The sequence below is a fragment of the Bradyrhizobium sp. USDA 3240 genome, assembly GCF_054063295.1.
The window spans coordinates 7621314-7646518 of sequence record NZ_JBSSGD010000002.1; the positions used below are offsets into that span (position 1 = coordinate 7621314).

21 protein-coding genes are annotated in these 25205 nt (G+C 64.2%); 17 read left to right on the forward strand and 4 right to left on the reverse strand.

Features of this window, described 5'->3' with window-relative positions; translation table 11 throughout:
• Positions 1 to 8 precede the first annotated feature (8 nt).
• From ACVIGA_RS36455 to ACVIGA_RS36475, 5 genes are all read left to right on the forward strand, one after another.
• Positions 9 to 1046, forward strand: coding sequence for an aliphatic amidase (locus tag ACVIGA_RS36455; protein ID WP_092125395.1), 1038 nt, complete (start codon positions 9 to 11; stop codon positions 1044 to 1046).
• Positions 1047 to 1128: 82 nt separating this feature from the next.
• Positions 1129 to 2463 carry a purine-cytosine permease family protein gene (locus ACVIGA_RS36460; RefSeq protein ID WP_456669806.1) on the forward strand — a complete coding sequence of 445 codons (1335 nt, stop codon included), beginning with the start codon at positions 1129 to 1131 and terminating at the stop codon, positions 2461 to 2463.
• A 34-nt stretch (positions 2464 to 2497) separates the two neighbouring features.
• Positions 2498 to 3517: an alpha/beta fold hydrolase gene (locus ACVIGA_RS36465; protein WP_456669807.1), complete on the forward strand. Its 1020-nt coding sequence runs from the start codon at positions 2498 to 2500 to the stop codon at positions 3515 to 3517.
• 49 nt (positions 3518 to 3566) lie between these two features.
• The gene (locus ACVIGA_RS36470; protein WP_342722836.1) at positions 3567 to 4379 is read left to right on the forward strand and encodes a CbbQ/NirQ/NorQ/GpvN family protein; all 813 of its coding nucleotides are present in this window, start codon (positions 3567 to 3569) and stop codon (positions 4377 to 4379) included.
• A gap of 14 nt (positions 4380 to 4393) precedes the next feature.
• Positions 4394 to 6682, forward strand: coding sequence for a VWA domain-containing protein (locus ACVIGA_RS36475; protein ID WP_456669808.1), 2289 nt, complete (start codon positions 4394 to 4396; stop codon positions 6680 to 6682).
• A 9-nt stretch (positions 6683 to 6691) separates the two neighbouring features.
• On the opposite strand, the gene ACVIGA_RS36480 is transcribed toward ACVIGA_RS36475, so the two are convergent.
• Positions 6692 to 7279: an ANTAR domain-containing response regulator gene (locus ACVIGA_RS36480; protein WP_456669809.1), complete on the reverse strand. Its 588-nt coding sequence runs from the start codon at positions 7277 to 7279 to the stop codon at positions 6692 to 6694.
• A complete protein-coding gene (locus tag ACVIGA_RS36485; RefSeq protein ID WP_456669810.1) occupies positions 7276 to 8439 on the reverse strand; it encodes a transporter substrate-binding domain-containing protein in 1164 nt (387 codons plus the stop codon). The genes ACVIGA_RS36480 and ACVIGA_RS36485 overlap by 4 nt, the downstream gene beginning before the upstream one ends.
• 418 nt (positions 8440 to 8857) lie before the next feature.
• Here ACVIGA_RS36485 and ACVIGA_RS36490 point away from each other — a divergent pair, with 418 nt between their 5' ends.
• The 9 genes from ACVIGA_RS36490 (at position 8858) to ACVIGA_RS36530 (ending at position 18257) form a co-directional block, all read left to right on the forward strand.
• Entirely contained in the window at positions 8858 to 10258 is a 1401-nt protein-coding gene (locus ACVIGA_RS36490; RefSeq protein WP_456669811.1) for an amidase, read from the forward strand.
• 17 nt (positions 10259 to 10275) lie between these two features.
• On the forward strand, positions 10276 to 11271 hold the full coding sequence (locus ACVIGA_RS36495; RefSeq protein WP_092125403.1) for an acetamidase/formamidase family protein: 996 nt from the start codon (positions 10276 to 10278) through the stop codon (positions 11269 to 11271).
• 55 nt (positions 11272 to 11326) lie between these two features.
• The gene (locus tag ACVIGA_RS36500) at positions 11327 to 12541 is read left to right on the forward strand and encodes an urea ABC transporter substrate-binding protein (RefSeq protein WP_223968692.1); all 1215 of its coding nucleotides are present in this window, start codon (positions 11327 to 11329) and stop codon (positions 12539 to 12541) included.
• 94 nt (positions 12542 to 12635) lie between these two features.
• Complete coding sequence (locus ACVIGA_RS36505) at positions 12636 to 13502, forward strand: ABC transporter permease subunit (RefSeq protein ID WP_456669812.1); 867 nt, start codon at positions 12636 to 12638, stop codon at positions 13500 to 13502.
• 13 nt (positions 13503 to 13515) lie between these two features.
• A complete protein-coding gene (locus tag ACVIGA_RS36510) occupies positions 13516 to 14589 on the forward strand; it encodes a branched-chain amino acid ABC transporter permease (protein ID WP_456669813.1) in 1074 nt (357 codons plus the stop codon).
• Between the two features lie 3 nt (positions 14590 to 14592).
• Positions 14593 to 15312 carry an ATP-binding cassette domain-containing protein gene (locus ACVIGA_RS36515; protein ID WP_456669814.1) on the forward strand — a complete coding sequence of 240 codons (720 nt, stop codon included), beginning with the start codon at positions 14593 to 14595 and terminating at the stop codon, positions 15310 to 15312.
• Positions 15302 to 16012, forward strand: coding sequence for an ABC transporter ATP-binding protein (locus tag ACVIGA_RS36520; protein ID WP_456669815.1), 711 nt, complete (start codon positions 15302 to 15304; stop codon positions 16010 to 16012). Before ACVIGA_RS36515 ends, ACVIGA_RS36520 begins: the two co-directional genes overlap by 11 nt.
• A 63-nt stretch (positions 16013 to 16075) precedes the next feature.
• Complete coding sequence (locus tag ACVIGA_RS36525; RefSeq protein ID WP_456669816.1) at positions 16076 to 16837, forward strand: SDR family NAD(P)-dependent oxidoreductase; 762 nt, start codon at positions 16076 to 16078, stop codon at positions 16835 to 16837.
• A gap of 16 nt (positions 16838 to 16853) precedes the next feature.
• A complete protein-coding gene (locus tag ACVIGA_RS36530) occupies positions 16854 to 18257 on the forward strand; it encodes an amidase (protein WP_456669817.1) in 1404 nt (467 codons plus the stop codon).
• Positions 18258 to 18365: 108 nt separating this feature from the next.
• Here the strand turns inward: ACVIGA_RS36530 and ACVIGA_RS36535 are convergent, their stop codons facing one another.
• Positions 18366 to 19955 carry an ABC transporter substrate-binding protein gene (locus ACVIGA_RS36535; RefSeq protein ID WP_456669818.1) on the reverse strand — a complete coding sequence of 530 codons (1590 nt, stop codon included), beginning with the start codon at positions 19953 to 19955 and terminating at the stop codon, positions 18366 to 18368.
• 21 nt (positions 19956 to 19976) lie between these two features.
• Positions 19977 to 21179, reverse strand: coding sequence for a serine hydrolase domain-containing protein (locus tag ACVIGA_RS36540; RefSeq protein ID WP_456669819.1), 1203 nt, complete (start codon positions 21177 to 21179; stop codon positions 19977 to 19979).
• A 224-nt stretch (positions 21180 to 21403) separates the two neighbouring features.
• On the opposite strand from ACVIGA_RS36540, the gene ACVIGA_RS36545 reads away from it, so the two are divergent.
• The 3 genes from ACVIGA_RS36545 to ACVIGA_RS36555 all read left to right on the forward strand — a co-directional run bounded on the left by ACVIGA_RS36545 (position 21404) and on the right by ACVIGA_RS36555 (position 25098).
• Positions 21404 to 22078 carry a helix-turn-helix transcriptional regulator gene (locus ACVIGA_RS36545; protein ID WP_223968711.1) on the forward strand — a complete coding sequence of 225 codons (675 nt, stop codon included), beginning with the start codon at positions 21404 to 21406 and terminating at the stop codon, positions 22076 to 22078.
• A 355-nt stretch (positions 22079 to 22433) separates the two neighbouring features.
• Positions 22434 to 24011 carry a gamma-glutamyltransferase family protein gene (locus ACVIGA_RS36550; protein ID WP_456669820.1) on the forward strand — a complete coding sequence of 526 codons (1578 nt, stop codon included), beginning with the start codon at positions 22434 to 22436 and terminating at the stop codon, positions 24009 to 24011.
• 91 nt (positions 24012 to 24102) lie between these two features.
• The gene (locus ACVIGA_RS36555) at positions 24103 to 25098 is read left to right on the forward strand and encodes a helix-turn-helix domain-containing protein (RefSeq protein WP_456669821.1); all 996 of its coding nucleotides are present in this window, start codon (positions 24103 to 24105) and stop codon (positions 25096 to 25098) included.
• The last annotated feature ends 107 nt before the right edge of the window (positions 25099 to 25205 follow it).

Here is a 25205-nt window from a genome sequence, read left to right on the forward strand (position 1 = left end):
GTCGAGACATGTTGCATGGAGATATATCGAGCAGCAAGGACACGGTCGGCGTCGCCGTGGTCAATTACAAGATGCCGCGCCTGCACACCAAGGCCGAGGTGCTGGATAACGCGCGCAACATCGCCAAGATGGTCGAGGGCATGAAGCTCGGCCTGCCGGGCATGGATCTCGTGATCTTCCCGGAATACTCGACTCACGGCATCATGTACGACTCCAAGGAGATGTACGAGACGGCTTCGTCGGTGCCGGGCGAGGAAACCCGCATCTTCGCCGATGCCTGCCGCAAGGCCAAGGTCTGGGGCGTGTTCTCGCTGACCGGCGAGCGCCATGAGGAGCACCCCAACAAGGCGCCGTACAACACGCTGATCCTGATGAACGACAAGGGCGAGATCGTCCAGAAGTATCGCAAGATCATGCCGTGGGTGCCGATCGAGGGCTGGTATCCCGGTGATTGCACCTACGTCTCGGAGGGGCCGAAGGGCCTGAAGATCAGCCTGATCATCTGCGACGACGGCAACTATCCGGAGATCTGGCGTGACTGCGCGATGCGCGGCGCCGAACTGATCGTCCGCTGCCAAGGCTACATGTATCCGGCCAAGGAGCAGCAGATCCAGATCTCGAAATCGATGGCCTGGGCCAACAACTGCTACGTTGCGGTCGCCAACGCCTCCGGCTTCGACGGCGTCTATTCCTACTTCGGCCACTCCGCGCTCATCGGCTTCGACGGCCGGACGCTCGGCGAATGCGGCACCGAGGAGAACGGCATCCAGTACGCCCAGCTCTCGGTGTCGCTGATCCGCGATGCCCGCCGCAACATGCAGTCGCAGAACCATCTCTTCAAGCTGATGCACCGCGGCTATACCGGCCTGATCAACTCTGGAGAGGGCGATCGCGGCCACGCGGTCTGTCCGTACACCTTCTACAAGAACTGGATCACGGACCCCGAAGGTACGCGGGAGATGGTTGAAGCCATGACGCGTCCGACCGTCGGGACCGACGAATGTCCGATCGAGGGTATTCCGAACCAGAAAGTCGCACATCGTTGATTTGGGAAAACCGGGCTGTGCCGGCGCGATCATTCGCGCCGGCGCGGTTCTGAAACTGTTGCAGCGGGAAACGGGGGTTACCATGAGCAGCGAAGCAAATAGCGGACTGGCGCATCAGACCGAGGGGCAGATCGACGACATTCTCGGCCATGAATTCGAGCACGAGCCGGTGCCGATCAGCGCCCGGCGCAGCGCCTTCTCGGTCACCATGGTGTGGCTGGGCTTTCCGATGATCATCACCGGCGCCATGACGGGATCGTTGCTGGTGCTTGGCATGGGCTTCAAGAACGCACTGGTGGCCATGATCATCGGCAATCTGATCATGTTCGCCTATGTGGGCGCGCTCGGCCTGATCGGCACGCGGAAGGGCATGAACTTCGCGCTGATCGCGAGCATCGTCTTTGGCAAGAAGGGCTATGTGCTGGCGTCGGGCCTGCTGTCGACCCTGCTGCTCGGCTGGTATGCGGTGCAGACCGGCATCACGGGCGCATTGATCTCCTCGACCTACGGCCTCAACTATGTGGCGATGACCATCGTCGCTGGCGTGCTCTATATCGGCATCACCTTCGTCGGCGTGAAGGGATTGCATTATATCGGGCTTGCGTCGGTGCCGCTGTTTGTCGTCCTCGGCCCCTGGGTCGCAGCCGATGCAGCCTCGACCACGACGGCAGCGGCGATCTTCAGTTATGCCGGCAATAACGGCGTCGCCAGCATGTCGATGGGCGTTGGCCTCACGGTTGTGCTCGCGCTGTTCATCGACGCCGGCACGGTGACCGCGGACTTCAACCGCTGGGCGCCGAGCCCGCGGGCATCGCTGTTTGCCACGTTCAGCGCGTTTCCGTTCGCCAATCTGGTGGCGATGCTGGTCGGCGGCGTGATGACGGCCGCGCTTGCGGTGCCGAATGCCAACCCGTTCGGCGTCGACAACATGTTCGGCTACATGAACGGCAGGCAGCTCACCTGGCTCAGCATTCTCGCCTTCATCTTCCTCTACGCCAATCTCGGATCGGTCTGCTCGCACTGTCTTTACAATGCGGCCACCGGCTGGTCGCGTATCCTCGGGACCAACATGCGGCTGATGGCCGTGATCCTCGGCGCCATTGGCATCGTGGTTGCCGCGGGCAACGTTTGGGCGTTCTTCATCCAGTGGCTGTCGCTGCTCGGCATCCTCGTGCCGCCGATCGGTGCGATCATCCTGGTCGATCAGTATTTGTTGCGCACCGGGTCGCGTGCGGACGTCGACTGGCGCGCGAAGCCGTTCATCGCCTGGGGCATCGGGTCGCTGTGCGCATTTGCGGTTGAAAATCTGATGCCGGGGCTGTCCACTGCGATATCAGCCGCGCTGGTCGCCGGCATCGTGTACGGGGTGATCGCGCGGGTGGAATCTTCCACCGAAAAGGTAGCGCGCCCCGCATAAGCGACAAGCTCGATCAAGCAAGAAGGGTACATCAATGAGCGTCGACTATCAGATCTATGATCTCGGCAATCTGACCTTGCAGCGCGGTGCGACCCTCCGCGACTGCAAGCTCGCCTACAAGACGTTTGGCCAGCTCAACGCGGCCAAGGACAACGTGATCGTCTATCCGACCTGGTACTCCGGCCAGCACTACGACAATGAATGGCTGATCGGGCCGGGCATGGCGCTCGATCCGGCGAAGTACTTCATCATCATTCCCAACATGCTGGGCAACGGCCTGTCGTCGTCGCCGAGCAACACGCCGGAGCCTTACAACGGGCCGCGTTTTCCGCAGGTGACTGCCTATGACAATGTTCGTGCCCAGCACCGGCTGGTGACCGAAAAATTCGGCATCAAGCACATCCGGCTGGTGGTCGGCTGGTCGATGGGCGCGTTGCAGACGTTCCATTGGGGCGCGCTCTATCCCGATATGATGGATCTGCTGGCGCCGTTCTGCGGCTCGGCGAAATGCTCGCGCCACAACTACGTCTTCCTCGAAGGCGTCAAGGCGGCACTGACAGCGGACGCGGCCTGGAAGGAGGGCTGGTACACCGACAAGCCGGCTCGCGGCCTGCGCGCCGCCGCGCGGGTCTATGCCGGCTGGGGCTTTTCGCAGGCCTTCTACCGCGAGCAGCTCGACATCAAGACGATGGGCTATTCGTCGCTGGAGGATTTCCTGGTGGCATTCTGGGAAGGCTTCTTCCTGCCGAAGGACCCGAACAACCTGCTCACCATGCTGTGGACCTGGCAGAACGGCGATATCAGCGCCAACGAGATCTACAATGGCGACTTCAAGGCTGCGCTGAGGGCGATCAAGGCCAAGGCCTATGTCATGCCCGGGCAGACCGATCTCTACTTCCCGCCTGAAGACAGCGAGAACGAGGTCGCGAACATGCCGAATGCCAGGTTCGTGCCGGTGCCGTCGATCTGGGGCCACTTCGCGGGCGGGCCGGGGACCAACCCGATCGATGTCGCCTTCATCGATACCAAGCTCAAGGAGCTGCTCGCATCGTGAGTACGAACGGTTGCGAACGGCTGCCTGCGCGATCATGGGAGGCGTGAGCTTGTCCAATCCCGCTTTGCTGCTCGACCAGTACCGCATCCGCCAGGAGCCGTATTACCGGCCGCTCAAGGATGAGGTCGAACTGTTCGGTGCGGCCTATGCGAACCGCATGCCGGTGATGCTGAAAGGCCCTACCGGCTGCGGTAAGACCCGCTTCATCGAATACATGGCCTGGCGGCTCGGCCGTCCGCTCATCACGGTCGCCTGTCACGAGGACATGACGGCGGCGGATCTGGTGGGCCGCTGGCTGCTCGATGCCGAGGGTACGGTGTGGAGCGATGGGCCGCTGACGACGGCCGTGCGTCTCGGCGCGATCTGCTACCTCGACGAGATCGTCGAGGCGCGTCAGGACACCACGGTCGTGATCCATCCCTTGACCGACGATCGGCGTGTCCTGCCGCTGGAAAAGCGTGGCGAGCTGATCCACGCGCATTCCGATTTCCAGCTCGTGATTTCCTACAATCCGGGCTATCAGAGCGCGATCAAGGACCTCAAGGAATCCACCAAGCAGCGCTTTGCGGCGCTGGATTTCAGTTATCCCGACCGGTCGGCGGAAACCGAGGTGGTGTCGCGCGAGGCCGGCATCGAACCGAACCTCGCGGATCTCCTGGTGAAGATCGCCCAGCACAGCCGCAATTTGAAGGGCCAGGGTCTCGACGAAGGCGCCTCGACCCGGATGCTGGTCAATGCCGGCCGCTTGATCGGATGCGGCATCAGCCTCGAAAAGGCGTGCGAGACCACCATCGTGGTTCCATTGACCGATGATGCGGACACCAGGAACACGTTGCGTGACGTGATTTCGGCCTCTGCGTGAATGGAAGCCCGGAGGTGGCGGTCGCGCAAATCAGTTCGCTCGATGGCTTCCGATCCGGACGCCGGCTTGCGGCACTGTTGCGCGGCCACGATGAGATCGCCTTGGCGGTGCAGTCGGCGCGGGCCGCCTTGCATCGGATGGGTTCGCTCGACCGTCTGACGGCCTGGGACGAGGCGGTGCACGACCTGTTCGAGGCCAACCTCGGCCAGGCCGTGGTGCTGGGTTTTCTAAAGCTATCGGAGCAATGGCAGGCGCCGCGATCGACCGATGATCTGATCGCGATCGGACGCGCCGCGGGCGATATCGGCCGTAGCGCCGGAAGCCGCGCCGCCCATGGGCTGTTGACCGAATTGTCTAAAGTGCTGCCGCGGCTCGCGGGTGCTGGAGAACTCACGGCGGTCCTTGCGGCGCTTGGCCAACTCGCAGATGGAGGCCCGGAATCGGTGGGCCTTGCGATCGGCCGGCTGGAGCCGCTGCTCGCACATGCCGGGGCCGACGATTTTTCCGCCTGGGTTTCGGCCGGCCTGCGCGCAAGCGGCGGCCACGCATCGCGCCGGCGCGCCTATTTCGCGCTCGACGATCCGCTCTCGGTGCGGCTGTTCGCGGTCGGCCGGACCGGCGATGATTTTGCACGGCTGGAAAAGCGCCTCGCCGCAACCACGCTTGCGCTGTGGAACAGGAAGCCGCGTTTCCGCAAGCTTACCATGGCGCCGACGCCGGTGCCGCGGCGCGCCTCGCTCGCCGCGGGCCTGATCGGCCTCCCGGAGACCTTTCCCGGTTTCGCGGGTGAGGAGGCGGACACCATCTATCTCGCGGCGGTCGCGCATGCCGGCGCGCATCTGGTGCACTCCACCGTCCGCTTTCCCGTGGGGCGGTTGAAGGCGCTGCAGATTGCGCTGGTCTCGCTGATCGAGGATGCCAGGGTCGAGACGCTGGCGCTTCGCGAGATGCCGGGGCTGCGCCGGCTGTGGTTGCCGTTTCACAGTGCGACGCCAACCGGCCAGGCAACTGCCGCCGGACTGATGACGCGGTTGGCACGGGCGCTGATCGATCCGGACTATCAGGATCCGGATGCGTGGGTGACCAAGGGGCGCGCGCTGTTTGCCGAAGCCGCCGACCGCTGGATTGATCCGGCCATCAGCCGCGAGATCGGCGGACTGCTCGGCAACGACATCGGGCAGATGCGGCTGCAGTTCAATGCCAAGAGCTACGTCGTCGAGCCGGCCTATCGCGATGACAATCTGGCGCTGTGGGATTTTGGCGATCAGCCGGACAGCCCGGCCGAGACGATCGAACTCGCGGTCGATTCGGTGCGGATCGAGCGGCGCGACGACGCCAATGGGCAGTCGACCGACGACAACGCAAGGCCCGACGAAACGCTGCGCGCGAAGGCTGCGGCAGTGACCTTGCTGGACGGATTTCCGGTTGCGACCTACCCGGAATGGGACTATGCCACGCGCACCGAGCGGGCGGACTGGACCACGATCCTGGAGGCTGATGCCGCGGTATCCGCCCAGCCGTTCGACCCTTCGACGGATGCCGAGGCGATGCGCTGGATCACCGAGTTGACCCGCGACGCCTCGATCGGCCGCCGTATCAGACACAAAGGTCAGCGTGACGGCGAGGCGCTCGACATCGATGCGGCAATCGCGCTGACGATCGAGCGCCGTGCCGGCAGTATCAGCGAGCCCAGGGTCTACCAGCGCGATGCGCCGGGACCGCGCGATCTTGCCGTTCTGCTGCTGTTGGACCTGTCGCAATCGACCGCGGACCGCGATCGTCGCGGCCGGACGGTTCTCGACGTCGAGCGCAAGGCCGCCGCGATCATGGCGACGGCGGTCGAGGCCGCCAATGACGCGATCGCGGTGCACGGCTTCAGCTCCGACGGCCGTGAGCGCGTGCGCTATCTCCGCATCAAGAGCTTCGAGGAGCCGATGGACGCCGTGGTGCGTTCGCGTCTCGCGGGCCTTGGCAGCAGCCATTCCACCCGGCTCGGTGCCGCGTTGCGCCACGCCGGGGGCTACCTCGCGGGACGACGCGCATTCCGCAAAGTGTTGCTGGTTCTGACCGATGGCGAGCCGTCCGACGTCGATGTGCCCGATCCGCAATATCTGGTGGAGGACGCGCGCCGTGCAGCCCAGCAACTGCGGCGGCGCGGTGCCGATATTTTTGCCTTCGGAATCGGTGAGGACAAATTTCCGCAGCTCGATCGCATTTTCGGCGAGCGCCATGCGCTCCGGGTGCCCCGCATCGAGGTATTGCCGCAACGGGTGATGCAGCTTTATGCGGAACTGAAGAAGTAGTCGTAAGGTCTAGCCCGCCGCGCGGGGCAGGGAGCCATTTGCCGTGATCTCGGCCGAGAGCTCCTCGATGGTCTTGCGCTGCTCCATGGCGGCCCGCCGGATCATTGCGAAGGCGGCCGGCTCGGCCAGCGCATGGGTGTGCATGACCTGAAGGACGGCGGCAAGCACGACGCGACGGGATCGAAGACGCTGTTCGAGCTTGAGCACCTGCTGCTTCAGCTCGCTGTTGCGTTCGCTTCGCTCGAAGGCGAGGACGAGCGCGGCATAGATGCCGGCCGAGCGCAGCGGCTTGACCAGGAACGAGGCCGGATCGAGGTCGAGCACCAGCTTGAGGCGGCTCGGCGTCTCGGTGCCGAGCAGGGCGATGACCGGGCTTCGCCCAAGCGCCGCGCGCTGTGCCGGCGAGGCGAGCGGCAGGAACTCGTCGTCGATCAGCGTCACATCTGGCCGGCAGTCGATATCGGCGTCGCCATCCCATGTGACGATGTCGATCCCGAGACGCTCGAACTGACGCCTGACGATGGTGGCGTCGCGCTCGTCCTTGATGGCGACGAGCGCCTTGCGTCCGCGCAGCGAAAATGATGACGGCTTGCTCATTTCACAACCCGCAAATGCGGCGCATTCGGCAACGTTCCATCCCTTGCGGGACCGGCGGCGATGTCGAGCTGCGTCAGATAGGGATCCGGTCTAACCGGAGCTTCAGCTTCCCAGAAGATGTCAAACTGTCCTTCGGCGTTGGAGACGGCGAGCCGCGGCGTCAGGACGCAGTGGTTGTTGCTACCGTCGATCCAGACCGGACCTTGCGGCGAATTGTAGCGATGGCCGGCCGCGGCGCGCCGCACCTCGCCGATATCGGATGTGCCGGCACGTTGCAGCGCGCGGGCCAGCAGATAGACTGCGACATAGGCGGATTGCCCGTCCACCGACGGGCTGCTGTGCTGGCCGTGACGCGCCTTCCAGCGCGCGACGAAGGCCTGGTTCTCAGGGAGGCGAATGCTTTCGAAATAGGCCGACGACGTGATGCAGCCGGCCGATGCGGGACCTGCGATCTTGAGCTCGGGCTCGCACAGGCTGCAGCTCAGCATTGGGATGTCGAGACCCGCAGCAAGGGTTGCGGCATGAAACGCGCGGATGAAATCATAGCTCGAACTGCCGACCAGCGTGTTGAATACGACCGGCGGCCGACGCCGCACGATCTCGTCGACGATGTGCGTAACCGCGCTTTCACCGAGCTCGAGCAGGCGTTCCGCCAGAATCCGTCCCCGCGCCGCCGTCACCAGCTCGCGGGTGACGCGATTGGTTTCCCAGGTCCAGACATAGTTGGAGCCGACGCAGAATATCTCGCGCGACAGATTGTCGAGCACGTAGCGCACCAGCGGCAGCACGTTGTGATTTGGCGAGGCGCCGACATAGATGACGTTGTCGGAGCATTCGAACCCCTCGTAGCGCGCCGGATACCAGAGCAGGCGGTCGGTGCGCTCGACGATCGGAAGAACCTGTTTGCGCGAGGCCGAGGTGTAGCAGCCGATAATGTGCTCGACCCCGACATTGCGAATGAGATCGTCGCAGACCGTATGGTATTCCGAAATGATACCGCGGGGATCGCGGACGTGCGCCGATATCGCGAAGTCGAACTCGTCATGCTCGTTGATCTCGTCGACCGCCATCATGGCGCTCTTCAGGATCTCGCGCCCCATGGCCTGATAGGGCCCGTGCTGCGAGCAGATGATGCCAACGGGAATGGACGGCTTTGTCATCGACGACTTTCAGTGCACTTCATGCAGGAAACCATCTTCGCAGAGGCCGGTGCAAGAGGTCATGCCGATTTGCTGCGCAGCACCTCGCGAAATTTGTGCAGCAAGCCTCGTTGACAACGCGCTGCACACCTCCTTAGAATTTTCTCCTACAGGGCTTCCTGTCGAACCTTGCGTGCGTCGATTTGGCCGATGACGTCCCGATCGCCGCGCAGAGTGCTCCGTTCGATCCCGGACCCACGCGATAGTTCATAGCCGCGGCATTTGGGCCATTCGTCACCTTCGTTTGGAGGGGCGGGTGGCTTTTTGCTTTTGCCGCCAAACAAATTGGCGACACATCCGTGTCGCCAAGCCGGAGGCGCATGCGCGGTGATGGGCAGTGCCTGCGCTTGCGTCGTGCCAAGTGCGGGGATGAGAAACGATGCCGACAACGGAACTTCACAATCTCGGGCTCATTGAGGTCGGGCAGCAGATCCAGGCCAAAAAGCTCTCGTCGGTTGAGGTGACAAGAGCGATGCTCGGGCGGATCGAGCAGCTCGACGGCAAGCTCAAGAGCTACGCTTATGTGATGGGCGAGGCAGCGCTTGCCGACGCCGCGGCCGCCGAGAAGGAGATCGCCTCTGGCAAGATCAAGGGGCCGCTGCACGGCGTGCCGATCGCCGTCAAGGATTTGTGCTGGGTCAAGGGCGCGCCGGCCGCGCACGGCATGACCATTCATCGCGAGTTCCGTCCGAGTGAGGATGCCACCGTGGTCGCGCGGCTGAAGGATGCCGGTGCTGTGATCCTCGGCAAGCTGCAGCAGACCGAGGGCGCCTATGCCGATCATCACCCGAAGATCGATCCGCCGAAGAACCCGTGGAATGCCGATCTGTGGTCCGGCGCATCGTCGAGCGGTTCCGGCGTCGCCACCGCGGCGGGGCTTTGCTTCGGATCGCTTGGAACCGATACCGGCGGCTCGATCCGCTTTCCCTCGGCTGCCAATGGCATCACCGGGCTGAAGCCGACCTGGGGCCGTGTCAGCCGTTACGGCGCTTTCGAACTCGCGGCCACGCTCGATCACATCGGCCCGATGGCGCGCAGCGCGGCCGATTGCGGCGCGATCCTCGCCGTGATCGCCGGCCAGGATCCCAAGGACACCACGTCGGTGCCGTTGGCCGTGCCGAACTATCTCGCCGGTATGTCCGGAGACTTGCGTGGAGTGACGATCGGGGTCGATCGGCGCTGGACCAGCGAGGGCACTGACGAGGCTGCCGGCAAGGTGCTCAGCGAAGGGTTGCGGGTTGCTGCTGATCTCGGCGCGAAGATCAAGGACATCACGTTCCCTGATCCGAAAGCGGTGATCGAGGATTGGTTCCCGCTGTGCGGCATCGAAGTGGCCGTTGCACACGAAGAAACCTATCCCGCGCGCAAGGAAGAATACGGTCCGGCGCTCGCCGGCCTGCTCGATCTCGGCCGCGCGCAGTCCGGCGTGGACTATCAGAAGATCGTGCTGCGGCGCGAAGCGTTTCGCGGCGCCGTGCGGCTGCTGTTCGACACGGTCGATCTCATCGCGGTCCCGGCCCAGGCATTCGCGGCGCCGACATTGGCCAAGATGGCGGCGCTGGGCGAGGACCCATCGCTGATTACCGGGCTGCTGCGCTTTACCTGCCCGTTCGACATGACCGGCAGCCCGACCGTGACGCTTCCCGGCGGCTTCGCGCCGAACGGCGGTCCGGTCGCCTTCCAGTTTGTCGGCCGCCATTTCGACGAGACAAGTCTCGTCCGTGCGGGCGATGCCTTCCAGCGCGTCACCGACTGGCACAAGCGCCATCCCGCGATCTGAGTTGAGGAGCCATTCAAATGACCGAAGACTGGTTGAAGAGTTCCATCATGGCCAAGCGGGCCGTCGCCAAGGGCGCGACGGGCACGACCCATAGTTTGACGATCGAGCAACAAGGCAGCTTCCATTACGTCTATGGACCCTATGCTAAGCCGACGCTGTCGATCGATCCGGGCGGGGTGGTCGTCGTCGAGACCGAGGATGCCTTCGGCGGCGTGCTCACCAGCGAAAGCGACAGCCCCACGGCGAAGCTGAACTTTCCTTACCTGAACCCGCAATGCGGGCCGATCGCGGTCAAGGGCGCCAGGAAGGGGGATTGCCTCGCCGTCTATATCCGCGATGTCGAAACCCGCGGCGCGCAGCCGGCCGGCACCACCTGTATCATTCCGGAGTTCGGCGGCCTGGTCGGAACGGCGTCTACGGCGCTACTCAATCCGCCGCTGCCGGAGCGCGTCAAGAAGCTGCACGTCGATCGCAACGGCGTGCGCTGGAACGACAAGATCACGCTGCCCTATGAGCCGTTCATCGGTACGATCGGCGTGTCGCCCGAGATCGAGGCGATCTCCTCGCTGCAGCCCGATTATCACGGCGGCAACATGGACCTGCCCGACGTCGCACCTGGCTCGATTATTTATTTTCCGGTGCATACCGAAGGCGGGCTGCTCTATGTCGGCGACTGCCACGCCACGCAAGGCGATGGCGAGCTCTCGGGCGTCGCGCTCGAACAACGCGCCACCGTCACGCTGCAGATCGATCTGATCAAGAACTGGAGCTTCGCCTGGCCGCGGCTCGAGACGCGCGACTTCATCATGACGATCGGCAGCGCGCGGCCGCTCGAAGACGCCGCGCGGATCGCCTATCGCGAGCTCGTGCGGTGGATGAGTGCCGACTACGGCTTCGACGAGATCGACGCCTACATGCTGCTCAGCCAGGCCGGCCGCATGCGGCTCGGCAACATGGTCGACCCCAAATACACGATGGGGGCGTCGATCCTGAAGAATTACCTCAAGGCGTGACGTCCAACATCTTTCAACAAGGAACATCGCGATGAATTCGGGGCGTATATTTGGAATGGCTTTGCTTGGTGCCGTGCTCGGGACGGCTGCAATTGGTGCCGCTCAGGCGGCCGACCCGCCGCTGAAGGTCGGCTTGCTGGAGGATGTCTCCGGCGACCTGGCATTCATGGGCATGCCGAAGCTGCATGGATCGCAGCTCGCGGTCGAGGAGATCAACAAGAGCGGCGGCATTCTCGGCCGCCAGATCGAGCTGATTCACCTTGATCCCCAAGGTGACAATGCCCGCTACCAGGAGTTCGGCCGAAGGCTGCTCAACCGCGACAAGGTCGATGTGCTGATCGGCGGCATCACCTCTGCGTCGCGCGAGGCGTTGCGTCCGATCGTCGATCGCACCTCGACGCCATACTTCTACACGAACCAGTATGAAGGCGGCGTGTGCGATGCCTCCATGGTCAGCATGGGCGCGGTGCCTGAGCAGCAGTTCTCGACGCTAATCCCCTGGATGGTCCAGAAGTTCGGCAAAAAGGTCTACGTTATCGCGGCCGACTATAATTTCGGCCAGATCTCCGCCGAGTGGAACCGCAAGATCATGAAGGATCTCGGCGGCGAGGTCGTGGGAGAGGAGTTCATCCCGCTCGGCGTGTCGCAATTCGCGCAGACGATCCAGAACATCCAGAAGGCGAAGCCGGATTGGCTGCTCACGATTAATGTCGGCGCCGCGCAGGACTCGTTCTTCGAGCAGGCGGCCGCCGCCAACCTCAATCTGCCGATGGGGTCCTCGATCAAGGTCATGCTCGGCTTCGAGCACAAGCGGTTCAAGCCGCCGGCGCTCAATAACATGCATGCGACCGCCAACTGGTTCGAGGAGATCGACACGCCCGAAGCCAACGATTTCAAAAAGCGCTGGCACGCCAAGTTCCCGGACGAGCTCTACATCAACGACATGGGCTACAACGCCTATAACGCGCTCTACATGTACAAGGCGCTGGTCGAGAAGGCGAAGTCGACCAAGCTCGAGGACATGCGCAAGGTGATCGCGACCGGCGATGCCTGCATCGACGCCCCCGAGGGCAAGGTCTGCATCGATCCGAAGAGCCAGCATACGTCGCACCGTATGCGCCTGATCTCGGTCGGGCCCAAGCATGAGGTGACCGTCGAGAAGGACTACGGGACGATCCAGCCATACTGGCTTGGCGAGATCGGCTGCGATCTCACCAAGAAGAACGACAAGGATCAGTACACGCCGAGTCATCTTCCCAGCAAATCGTGACGCGTACGGGCACGAATCTTGCTCGTGTCTTGCATCTCGAGTTTGAAGCGAACCGGCGCCGCAATGATGCGGCGCCGTGATCACGGAGAGCGGAATGTCGGCTGAACTCTTCTCGCTATTCTATCAGTTCGCCGACGTCTTCGCGTTCCTGATCCTGTCCGCGGCCGGCCTCGCTATCGTGTTCGGCATGATGGGCGTCATCAACATGGCGCATGGCGAGTTCATCATGTGCGGGGCCTATGTGACGGTCGGGCTGGTGAATCTCGGCGTGCCGCTCCCGATCGCCCAGATCCTGGCCGCGCTGACCGCGGGTGTCATCGGCATGATCGTCGAGTTGCTGATCGTGCGGCGCTTCTACAAGCGTCCGCTCGACTCGCTGCTCGCGACCTGGGGCCTCAGCCTGATCGTGACCCAGTCGATGCTGCTGATCGTAGGCTCCGCGGTGCGCGGCATCGGTACGCCGGAAGGAAGTTTTGCGATCGGAGGCTACACGTTCTCGACCTATCGCCTTGTGCTGTTCGGCTGTGCGGTGGCGGTGCTGGCCGGCCTCTACATCATCTTCATGAAGACGCGCTTCGGCGTGATCGCGCGCGCCACGATGCAGAATGCGGCCATGGCAAAAGCGCTCGGCGCGCGCACCGGGCGCATCTATTCCATCAGCTTCGGGATCGGCACGGCGCTCGCGGGGCTCTGCGGTGCGCTCTACGCGCCGACCATGACGTTGATCCCGACCATGGGCGCGACCTTCGTGGTCGAGAGCTTTGTCACCGTGGTGATCGGCGGCGCCAATGTCCTGCTCGGGACCGCGCCGGCTGCGGTGTTCCTGGCCATGATCAGGATGGCGCTGAATGCGAGTTATGGCCAGATCATTGGGCAGATCGGCATGCTGTTTGCTGTCATCCTGATCATACGGGTGCTGCCTGAGGGGCTATCCAGCGTGTTGGTTCGTCGTGGGCGCTAGACGGGAATTTCTGATGTTGAAGCTGCTCGACGGTCCGCAGACGCTCGGACGCGGAAAGATCTTCTGGTCCTGCTTTCTTGCCGTGCTGGCGGGCGCGCTGATCTATCCGCTGTTCGCCGACTCCTACGATGTCGGCAACTTTGCCTACTTCCTGATCTGGATCTTCATGGCGCTCGGACTCTGCCTGATGTGGGGCTACGGCGGCATGCTGTCGTTCGGCCAGACCTTCTTCTTCGGCATCGCCGGTTACGGCTATGGTGTGCTCGCCATCAACATGGGCGGCGGAACGGCCACGATCGCAGCACTCGTGCTCTCGGTCGTCATCGCGATGATCGCGGCGGGAATTCTCGGCTACTTCATGATCTGGGGCGGCATCAGCGGGATCTTCTTCGGCATCGTGACGCTGTCGGCGACGCTGGTGTTGGCCTTCTTCCTCGGGCAGACGGCCGGGCCGGAATGGCATATCGGTCCAGCGCGGCTGAACGGCTTCAACGGCATGAAGGGGATGGATCCGCTCACCGTCGGCAATTTCGACATCGAAGGATCGGCGCTCTACTACCTCATGATCGCGCTGATCGTGATCGTCTACGTCGCGCTCCGCATGCTGGTGAACTCGAGCATCGGCAACGTGATCGTGGCGACGCGGGAAAACCCGCAGCGCGCCGAGATGCTCGGCTACGACGTCCGCAAATACCAGCTTCTGACATTCGTGATCGGCAGCGGCCTCGCGGGTCTCAGCGGCGCGCTGTACACGTCCTGGGGGCAGTTCATCACGCCGTCGAGCATCGGCCTGCCGGCGGCGGCGATGCCGATCGTCTGGGTGGCGTTCTCTGGACGCAATGATCTGACCGCGACGCTGGTCGGATCGTTCCTGCTGCTGTTCGGCTTCCAGACCATCACGGTCTACAGCCAGCAGGCCGCGCTGGTGCTGATGGGCGTGCTCCTGCTCGCCACCGTGATGCTTGCGCCGCAGGGCTTTGTGCTTGGAATCGGCAAGCTCGTTGTCGATTGGTGGACGAGGCGCCGGCGGCGCGACGAGGCCCCCGCGCTGGCGGACGCCGGCCGTCTGCAATCGGATGAGACCTGAACCATGGCGCTGGTCGATGTAAAGGGCGTCTCCAAGCGCTTCGGTGGGTTGACCGCCGTCTCCGATGTCGACCTGACGGTCAATGCCGGGGAGGTCCATTGCCTGATCGGGCCCAACGGCGCCGGGAAGAGCACGCTGTTCAAGCTGATCGTCGGCCTCTATCCGCCGACCACCGGCAGCATCTTCTTCGACTCCGTCGATATCACCGCCGAGCGCCCCTACGCGCGGGTGCAGCGCGGCATGAGCATCAAGATGCAGGCGCCGAGTGTGTTCAAGGAATTGCCGGTGCGGCAGAACATCCAGATAGCGCTGCAGGAGCGGCTCTCGGGTGCGGAATGCCGCGCTGAGGAGGAGCGGCTGCTGGCGCTGCTCAATCTGGCGGAGGACTCTGTCAAGCTCGCCGGTGCGCTGTCGCACGGCCAGCAGCAATGGCTGGAGATCGGAATGGCGTTGGCGTTGCAGCCGCAGCTCCTGCTGCTGGACGAGCCGACCGCCGGCATGTCGCCGGAGGAGACCTACAAGACCGGCGAACTGATCAAGTCGTTCAACGCCGAGGGCATGACGGTCCTCGTCGTCGAGCACGACATGGCGTTCGTGCGTCAGGTCGCCCAGCGCGTCACTGTTCTGCATCTTGGCAAGATCTTCGCGCGCGGCAGCCTCGAGGCAATTTTGGAAGACGAGAAGGTCGCGGAAATCTATCTGGGTAAAACCCATGCCCACTGATCGCATCCTCGACGTATCGGGACTTTGGGCGGGCTACGGCGCGACGCCGATCCTGCAGGGCGTCAGCATGCAGGTCGCGCGTGGCGAGATCGTCGGCGTGATCGGCCGCAATGGCGTCGGCAAGTCGACCTTGATGCGCTGCCTGATCGGCCTGCTGCAGAGCTGGCGCGGCACCATCACCTTCATGGATCAGGACGTGACGCAGCTCGAGGCCGATGCGCGGGCGCGTGCCGGCTTCGGCTACATCCCCCAGGGCCGCGACGTGTTTCCGCAGATGAGTGTCGAGGAGAATTTGCAGGTCGGCGAGCTGATCGGCGGCCCCGACGGAAAGAAGCTGCCGGAGCTCGTCTACACGTATTTTCCGCGCCTGAAGGAGCGTCGGCGGCAGATCGCGGGCACCATGTCGGGTGGCGAGCAGCAGCAGCTTGCGATCGGCCGCGCGCTGATCGGCAATCCCTCCTTGATGATCCTCGACGAGCCGTCCGAGGGCATCCAGCCCTCGATCGTGCAGCACATCTGCGAGGCGCTGCAATCGTTCCGCACCGAGCTCGGCACGACGATCATCTTCGTCGAGCAGAATCTCGACACCATCCTGGCGATCGCCCAGCGCTGCTACATCATGGAAAAGGGCAAGATCACGCGATCGCTGACCGGTGAGGAGGTCAACGCGGACAGTGTTCGCGCGCAATTGCTGCTCTGATCGGCCACACCATGTGGTGAGTAAGTACGCGTTTCACAATCGATAACAACGGAGGAAATGGACATGGATCTGGGACTCAAGGGAGCGAAGGTTCTCGTGACCGGCGGCACCAAGGGCATCGGCAGAGCGATCGCCGACACATTCGCAGCGGAGGGTGCCAATGTCGGCATCTGCGCGCGCAACCAGGTGGATGTCGACGCTGCAGTTGCCGCGATCAAGACCAAGGGCAATGCGGCGTTCGGTGGCGCGGTCGACGTCTCCAATGGACCGGCGCTGAAGGCCTGGGTCGCCGACATGGCGTCCAAGCTCGGCGGTATCGACGTTGTGGTCGCCAATGTCAGCGCGCTCTCGATCGGGCAGGACGAAGAGAGCTGGGAGAAGGAATTCTCCACCGACATGATGGGAACGGTGCGCCTCGTCAATGCGGCGATGCCGTATCTCGAGAAGAGCGCCGCGGCGGCGATCGTGACCATCGCCAGCGTGTCGGGGCGCGAGGTCGATTTTGCCAGCGGCCCTTACGGCACGTTCAAGGCCGCGATCATCCACTACACGCAGGGGCTGGCTTACCAGCTCGCGGCCAAAGGCATCCGGGCCAATTCGGTGTCGCCGGGCAACACCTATTTCGAGGGCGGTGTCTGGAACATGATCAAGGACGGTAATCCCGAACTGTACAAGACCGCACTGGCGCTCAACCCGACCGGCCGTATGGGCACGCCGCAGGAGATGGCGAACGCCGCCGTGTTCCTGGCGAGCAAGGCGGCGAGCTTCATCACGGGGACCAACCTCGTCGTGGACGGTGCCCTGACGCGCGGCGTCCAGTTCTAGCCGGGGCCACAACGACATGTCAGCGGATCCATTGCACTACAAGTCGATCACCGAGATCTCCGGGCTCATTCGCCGCGGCGAGGCGAAATCCTCGGAGATCACGGAGGCGATCCTCGGCCGGATCGCGAAGCTCGATGGGCAGTTTCATGGCTACGCGCTCGTCCTTGCGGAGCGGGCCATGGCGCAGGCGAAGCAGCGCGATACGGAGATTGCCAAGGGCATCTGGCGCGGCCCGCTGCATGGCGTTCCGATCGGGCTGAAGGACCTCTGCTATACGACGTTTGCGCCGACCGCCGGCGGCACGACGATCCATGCGAAGTTCGTGCCGTCCTTCAATGCCACGATCGTGGACCGGCTCGAAGTCGCCGGTGCGGTCACGCTCGGCAAGCTCAAGATGACGGACGGGGCCTATACCAGTCACCATCCGGCCGTGCAGGCCCCGCTCAATCCGTGGAATGTGAACTACTGGGTCGGCTCCTCGTCGAGCGGATCGGGCGTCGCGACCTCGGCGGGCCTCTGCTACGGCTCGATCGGCAGCGACACCGGCGGCTCGATCAGGTTTCCGTCGGCGACCTGCGGCCTGACCGGCATCAAGCCGACCTGGGGCCGCGTCAGCCGGCACGGCATCTTCCCGCTGGCGGACTCGCTCGATCACGTCGGACCGATGTGCCGCAGCGCGGCCGACGCCGGAGCAATGCTCGGCGTCATCGCCGGCGCGGATGTCAACGATCCGACTGCCTTACGCGCACCGGTGCCGAACTACCTGGCCAGCGTCGGCGAGAGCATCCGGGGCTTGAGGATTGGCGTCGATCGCAGGTACACCCAGGAGGGGATCGACCGGCAGGTCGTCGCCGCTTTGGTGCAGGCCGAGCGCACGCTCGCCGATCTCGGCGCAGAGATCCGCGAGGTGCATTTCCCGCCCTATCAGAAGCTGGTCAGCCAGTGGATTGCGATGTGCTCGGTGGAGACGGCGGAGGCGCACCTCGATACCTATCCGGCGCGCAAGTCGGAATATGGGCCGGACCTCGCGCAGCTGATCGAGCAGGGCAGGGCGACCAGCGGCGTCGACATCGCCGCGATCCATCACGAGCGCCTGAAGTTCGCAGGCAGCCTCGCCGCGATGTTCGAGGATATCGATCTCTTGCTGATCCCGACAATGCCGGTGCCGATCCCGACGCTGACCAAGATGAGCGAGTACGGCGCCGATCCCAACGTCCTCCTGAACATCCTGCGCTTCACGGCGGTGTTCGACTTCTCGGGCAGCCCGACCATCACGCTGCCGATGGGCATGGCGTCGGACCAGATGCCGCTCAGCATGCAGCTGGTCGGACCGCATCTCTCCGAAGACGTGCTGGTCCGCGCCGGCGCCGCGTTCCAGTCGGTGACGGACTGGCATACGCGGCGGCCGCCGATCGAATAGCGCATGATCCGGAAAAGTGCGAAGCGGTTTTCCGAAAAGATCATGCTTAGACAACAAGCTAAACCGCGATGACGATTCAACCGAATTTCATCGCGCTTTAGCGCGCCGTCAGCCGGTCTTGTCGACGTTCCAGAACAACGGCACCGGCGCGCGGACGATGTCCTTCAGCGCCTTCCGCGTCGCGGCCGGCTGGTTGTACTGGCCGGTCGGGACGTGCGTGACCACCTCATAGGCACGCGCCTGGATCCTGTCGGCCAGGGCCTTCTGGTCCGGCCGCGCCGCGGCGCGGGCAAAGCCGTCGCGCAGCCGCTCCAGCTCGGCGTCCTCGACCCAGCCGAAGAACCCGCCGTTCTTGCCCTTGCCGTTGACGCAGGCATTGCCGATCGGGTTGACGAGATCGGCGCTGGCCCAGGTCGAGTGGTACAGCGACCAGCCGCCCTCGGCCGGCATCGACTGCTTGGCGCGCCGTGCCACCACCGAGCCCCAGTCCATCGCCAGCAGGTTGACGTTCATCCCGATCGAACGCAGCGCCTCCGCCGTGACCGTGCCGAGCGCGGTGATGATCGGGGCGTCGGTCGCATGCAGGATCGTGATCGGCTCGCCCTTGTAGCCGCCTTGCTTGAGCAGCTCCTTGGCTTTTGCCGTGTCGGACTTGGTCGACCAGCCGACCGCGCTTTCGAACGGCGTACCGGCGATGAAGATCGCGGGCGTGACCTTGTAGTAGTCGGGATTGCCGATCTGGGTGTCGAGCCAATCCTTCTGGTTCACGGCGTGCAGTACCGCCTGGCGGATCTCCGGCCGGTCGAACGGCGGCACCAGCCAGTTCATCCGGCACATGCCGGAGAAGCCGAGCGTGTTGTAGTCGGTCAGCTCGACATTCGAGGCGCGCGCGATCATCGGATGATGGTCGTGCGGCGGCACCTCGAAATAGTCGATCTCGTCGTTCAGCAGCGCATTGGTCGCGATCTGGAAGTCCGGCACGCTGATCCATTCGTAGCGGCCGATCTTGACGACCTTGCCGCCGCCGGTGCCATCAGACGGCTCGTCGCGCGAAACATAGTCCGGATTTCTCTCGTAGGCGGCCTTGACGCCTGGCTGGAATTCCGCGGTCACGAAGCGGAACGGCCCGGAGCCGAGGTGATCCGTGATCGCCTGGTCGGCGGGCGTTGCGGCAATCCGCGCCGGCACGATGAAGGGCACATTGGCGGTCGGCTTGCCGAGCGCTGCCAGCACGAAGCCGCACGGCTCCTTCAGCACCATGCGGAAGGTCCGCTCGTCGACCGCCTTCAGCTCCGCGACGAATTCGAGCAGCTTCTGACCCATCGTATCGCGCTTGGCCCAGCGCAGCAGCGAGGGGATCACGTCGGCCGACGTCACCGCGCTGCCGTCATGGAATTTGAGGCCGGGCCGCAGGCGGAACGTATAGGTCAGGCTGTCGGCGGAGACCTCCCAGGCTTCGACCATCTGCGGCTTGATCTCGAATTTCGAGTTGGTCGAGAACAGCGTGTCGTAGATCATGTAGCCGTGGTTACGCGCGGTCCACGCCGTCGTCATGATCGGATCGGTGGCGCGCAGCGGCGCATGCATGACCGCCGTGATCGCCTTTGTACTGGCGCGTGCAATGCGTGGCATCGTAATGCCGAGGCCTGCGCCCGCGCCGATCTGCAGGATACGGCGGCGGTTGATCGATGATCCCATGATGTCCCCCGTCGCAAGCCGTCAGGCCTTGCCAGCAAGCCTGGCCGCGATCGCGCGATAGCCGCGCATCCACATGTGGTCGAGATCGAGATCCATCGGCAGCGGCTGCGAGGAGACGCGCGCGATCACGGTCTCGTTGGACGGATCGATGTAGACCCACTGGCCGTGGATGCCGACCGCAGCAAACGGCGTTTCGCGCCGGTCCAGCGTGTACCACTTGTTGCGGTAATTGCCGTTCGGAAACACCTTGGTCAGGTCGCCGCGCAACCACGCGTCGGCATTGCCGTTCTGCCTGATGTCGTCGACCCACCAGCCAGGCACCACCTGCCGTCCGTTGCTGATGCCGTGATTGCGCATCATCTCGCCGAAACGGGCGAGATCGCGCAGCGTCGCGCAGATGCCGCCGGCAACGCGCGCCGCACCGCGCGAATCGACGGCGATGTAGGCGTCGTGCTCGGCGCCCATCGGCTGCCACAGATAGTGCGCGAGGATTTTCGCGTAGGACACACCGCAAGCGCGCTCATAGACCCAGCCCAGCACGTCGGTGTTGGTCGAGACGTAGTGGAAGGTCTGCCCATGCGGCGTGCCATTCGGCCGCAGCGTGCGCAGATAGTCGCGCAGATTGCTCGGCGGCACGGTCGGGTCCGGTGGTTCCCAGCCAGTCGCGCGCCGGTAGTTCATGACGTCGCCGTCGCGCGCCATGTAGTCCTCGTCGAAGCGGATGCCGACGCTCATGTCGAGCAGGTGGCGCACCGTGCAGCTGCCGCCATAGACCGATCCCTCCATCTCCGGGATGTAGCGCGTCACCGGCGCGTCGGGATCGAGCTTGCCGTGATCGGCCAGGATGCCGCCAAGTGTTCCGGCGACCGACTTGCTCACCGAGAAGATCAGATGCGGGGTGTCCGGCGTCAGGCCGTGGGCATACCATTCGAAGGCGACCTGTCCGCGATGCGACACGACGATGCCGTCGGTGTGGCTTGCGCGCAGGGCCTGGCCGACGCCGATCGTCTCGCCGCGCGGGTCAGCGAAGCTGACGTCATCGAGATAGCGCGGCGCAAAGGATAGCGGCGCCGGCGTCGAGGCGCGCGGGATGTTGGCGGTGGGCAGCAGTTCTCGGACGTTGCGAAATGCCCACTCGCTGAACGGATGCTGACGCCAGTTGGCGAGCGTGACTTGTTCGTCGGCCGCCGACGGGAAGGCGGCCATGATGCGACGCGAATTCATTCTTGATCCAGCAATGACATTGGGAGGTGTGCGAAAGTTCCGCGTCGGTCGCGTTGCCCGCAATCAACCGGATGGTGGAGGGGGTTATCAGGTTACTCCGGCGTAACCGTTTCCGGGATGTGCGTTTGGCCCGCAATTTGCTTGACTACGCCTTGCGTCTGCCCCAGCGTGCCGGCCATGCGACGCGCAGACGTTCGCCATCGGGAAACATCGGGAGGTAGGTCATGATCGCGCTTCTGGGCCGACCGGATCCGGCGACCACACAGGCAATTCAGTTCGCACGGGGGATTCTCGAGGGCTCGGCAACCGCGTTCTACGAGGTCGACGGCAATCTGACCCTCAACCGCTTCGTGCTCTCTAGCAACGTCCCGCCGAGTTTCCACGACCAGTATCTCGCCGGCATGAACCGGCTCGATCCGTTGCATCCGCGCTCCGCGAGCAACCGGCCGATTGCCCGGCTGAGCGTCGCGCTCAACCAGTGCGCATCGCAAGAGGCGGCGACCTACCGTGCCTTCGCCGGCCAGTGCGGCGTCGCCGACATGATCGAGTTCTTCTTCCGCCGCAACGACCGCATCGTGGCCGGAATGAGCGTGCTCTGGGCGCCGGGCTGCGCAATTCCCGACGGCAGCATGCACATTGCCGAGAAGATCCACGATTACCTCGAATTCAACCTGACCAGCCGCTTGTCGTCGAACGCCGACGAGCCGGCGCGCTACGGGCTGACCTCGCGCGAGATGGAAGTGGTCGAGCTGCTGTGCTGCGGCCGCACCAACCGCGAGATCGGCGAGTGCCTGAGCATCGGTCTTGCGACGGTGAAGACTCACCTGATCCATATCTTCGAGAAACTCGGCGTCGAGACCCGCTCCGCCGTCGTCGCGCTGATGTCGCGGCCGCATTGAGGGCCGGCTCTTTCCTCCCGTCGTCCCGGCGAAGGCCGGGACCCATAACCACAGGGTTGTGTTGGTAAGGAAAGATGTGGCCCCAGCGTCGCGCAACATCACCTTCGGTGGTAATGGGTCCCGGCCTTCGCCGGGACGACGCCGAGTTTTTTGCACGGCCTGTGGGTCAAGCATCCGCATTCTCGTGACATGATCTGTCCGAGCTTCGCTATTCGCTTCGCCCGCGCGTTCACCCGCTCCACCGTTAGGTGGATTGCCGCTCACCGCGCGGCCGGCAGAGAATCCCCCAAGGACCGGTGTCGTTTTCGACAATGTTGGCGAGCGGCTGCCGCTCACGAACATTGAAGGATTCGACATGCGTGATTTCATGGCCATCGGCCGCTCGGTGGCGGTTGCGGAGCGGGGCATGGCCGCGACCTCGCACCCGCAGGCGACGCTTGCCGCGGTCGAGATGTTGAAGGCCGGTGGCAATGCCGTCGATGCCGCGGTGGCCGCGGTGGCGGTGCAGGGCGTGGTCGAGCCGCAGATGACCGGGATCGGCGGCGACTGCTTTGCGCTGTATTCGCCGAGGGCCGGCGAGCCGATCGCGCTGAACGGCTCGGGCCGCACGCCCGCCGGCACCGATACTGAAAAATATGCCGGCAGCGGCGCGCGCGACATTCCGCCGACCGCGCCCGAGTCTGTGACCGTGCCAGGCGCCATCGACGCATGGTGCAGGCTGGTCGCCGATCACGGCAGCAGGTCGCTGGAGGAGATCTTCCGGCCGGCAATCGCGGCGGCCGAGCAGGGCTTCTGCGTGACGCCGCGCGTCGCGGAGGACTGGCGCCGCTTCCGGGCCCGGATCGAGATCGACGCCAATGCGGCGGTGCAGTTCCTTCCCGGGGGCAAGACGCCCGAGGTCGGCGACATCCGCACGCAGCCTGCGCTTGGCCGGACCCTGCGCCGGATCGCGCAGCACGGGCGCGAGGCGTTCTACGCAGGCGAGGCCGCCGACGAGATGGCCGACATCCTGCGCGGATTGGGTGGTGCCCACAGCACCGAGGATTTCGCCGCCCAGAGCTCGGACTACGTGCAGCCGATCTCGGCGCGCTACCATGATCACGACGTGATCGAGTGCCCGCCGAACGGGCAGGGCCTGGCGGCGCTGATGATCCTGCGGACACTCGCCGGCTTCGATGTCGGCACGCTGGCGCAGGCCGATCGGATCCATCTGCTGGCCGAAGCGACCAAGGCGGCCTACCGCGCGCGCGATGCCTTCTTCTGCGATCCCTCGACGAGCAAGGTCGATCCGGCCGCATTCCTTGCCGAAGACTATATCGGGAGGATCCGCAGCAAGATCGACATGAGCCGCGCCTCCGCGTCCGCGATCTGGGACGATATCGAGCATCGCGACACCGTCTATGTCACGGTAGTCGACCGCGATCTCAACGCCGTCTCGCTGATCAATTCGCTGTTCTATCCGTTCGGCAGCGGCATCTACGCGCCGAAGTCCGGCATCCTGCTGCACAACCGTGGTTGGAGCTTCCGCGCCAGGCCCGGACACCTCAATTCGCTCGGGCCGCGCAAGCGCCCGATGCACACCATCATTCCGGGCCTGCTGCGCAAGGACGGCAAGACCGTGATGTCGTTCGGGGTGATGGGCGGGCACTACCAGGCCGCCGGCCACGCCAATCTGCTGTCGAACATCTTCGATCTGAAAATGGACATTCAGTCGGCGGCCGAGGCGCCGCGCTCCTTTGCCTTCGACGACGCGTTGTCGCTGGAGACGACGATATCACCTGATATCCGCGACGAGCTGCGCGCCCGCGGCCACGATGCCCGTTTCTCCGAGGAGCCGATCGGCGGCTGCCAGGCGATCCGCATCGACCATGCGCGCGGCGTTCTGCTCGGCGCCTCCGACCATCGCAAGGACGGGCTCGCGCTCGGTTTCTAGGGACAAACCAGGTTACCTCGACGGTATCGTTCTAACGGTTGATTGTTACCGCGCTGCGCGCTCACCAAGCTGGATGCTGGGGGAGTGCATCATGAGCGACAAGCGCGCCGCGGCCGACATGGCCGGCGTGTCGATCGTCGAGTCGGTCGATGCGAACGACTATGCCGGTCGCATCAGCGGCTGGAACATGCGAATGGACCAGGTGTCGTCGGGAAGGTTTGCCGGACGCTTGGTGATGATCCGCCTTCGCGGTCTGGAGATCGTCCGGGAGACGACGACGCAGGCCCTGCTCAAGCAAGGCTCTGCCTGGCCGGATGCACTCGTCTTCAGCCTGCCGCTCGCGATGTCCAATCCCGGATATTACAACGGCCGTCCGCTGGAGTTTCCGCAGCTCTTGCTGAGCGACGGTGCCAACCTGCTGCCGTTGCTGACGTCGACGCGGGTCGACGTCGTGTCGGTTGCGGTCGCGCGCGATCGGCTGTTTTCATGCCTCGATGCGCTCGGCGAGAGCCGGGCCGCCGACTTCATCGCGGGCCTTCGTGGGCAGCAGCATTTCTTCAGCGGACCTGGCCTCGTCGGCCTTCAGCATGGCCTTCGCAGGCTTTGCGATCAGGGCGAGCGGCTGGGACCGGCGCTCGGGTTCGAGCACGTGCGCCGTTCGCTTCAGGACACCGTCGTCGATGCGTTGGCCTACGTCTTGTCGGAGAACCACTGGACCGACGTTCGCGGCTGCACCGCACAAAAGCAGACTGTCGATCGCATCCGCGAATATGTGTTCGAGCGGGTCGAGGATCCGCCGCGCATCGCCGAACTCTGCCGTCATGTCGGCGTCAGCCGCAGGACGCTGCAGGGATGCTTTCAGGACGCGCTCGGGCTGACGCCGTTGCAATATCTGCGCACGCTGCGGCTGAACGCGGTGCGCCGCGAGCTCCGTGCGCTTGCCGCGACCGGCCAGCCGGTCTCGATCGGCGACGTCGCGGCGCGGTGGGGCTTCTGGCACTGGAGCCGCTTCACCGAAAATTATCGGCAGCTGTTCGGCGAGCTGCCCTCGCACACCGTGCAGCGTGTCGCATCCGCCTCACGCTAGGAATATTCACTGCACGGCGGTTGCTTCTGCCGATTCCGGATAACGCCGGTTGAAACCCCCTTTCTAGATTTCGCCCGCTCCGCGCGGAGCCTGCACGATCGATCGTC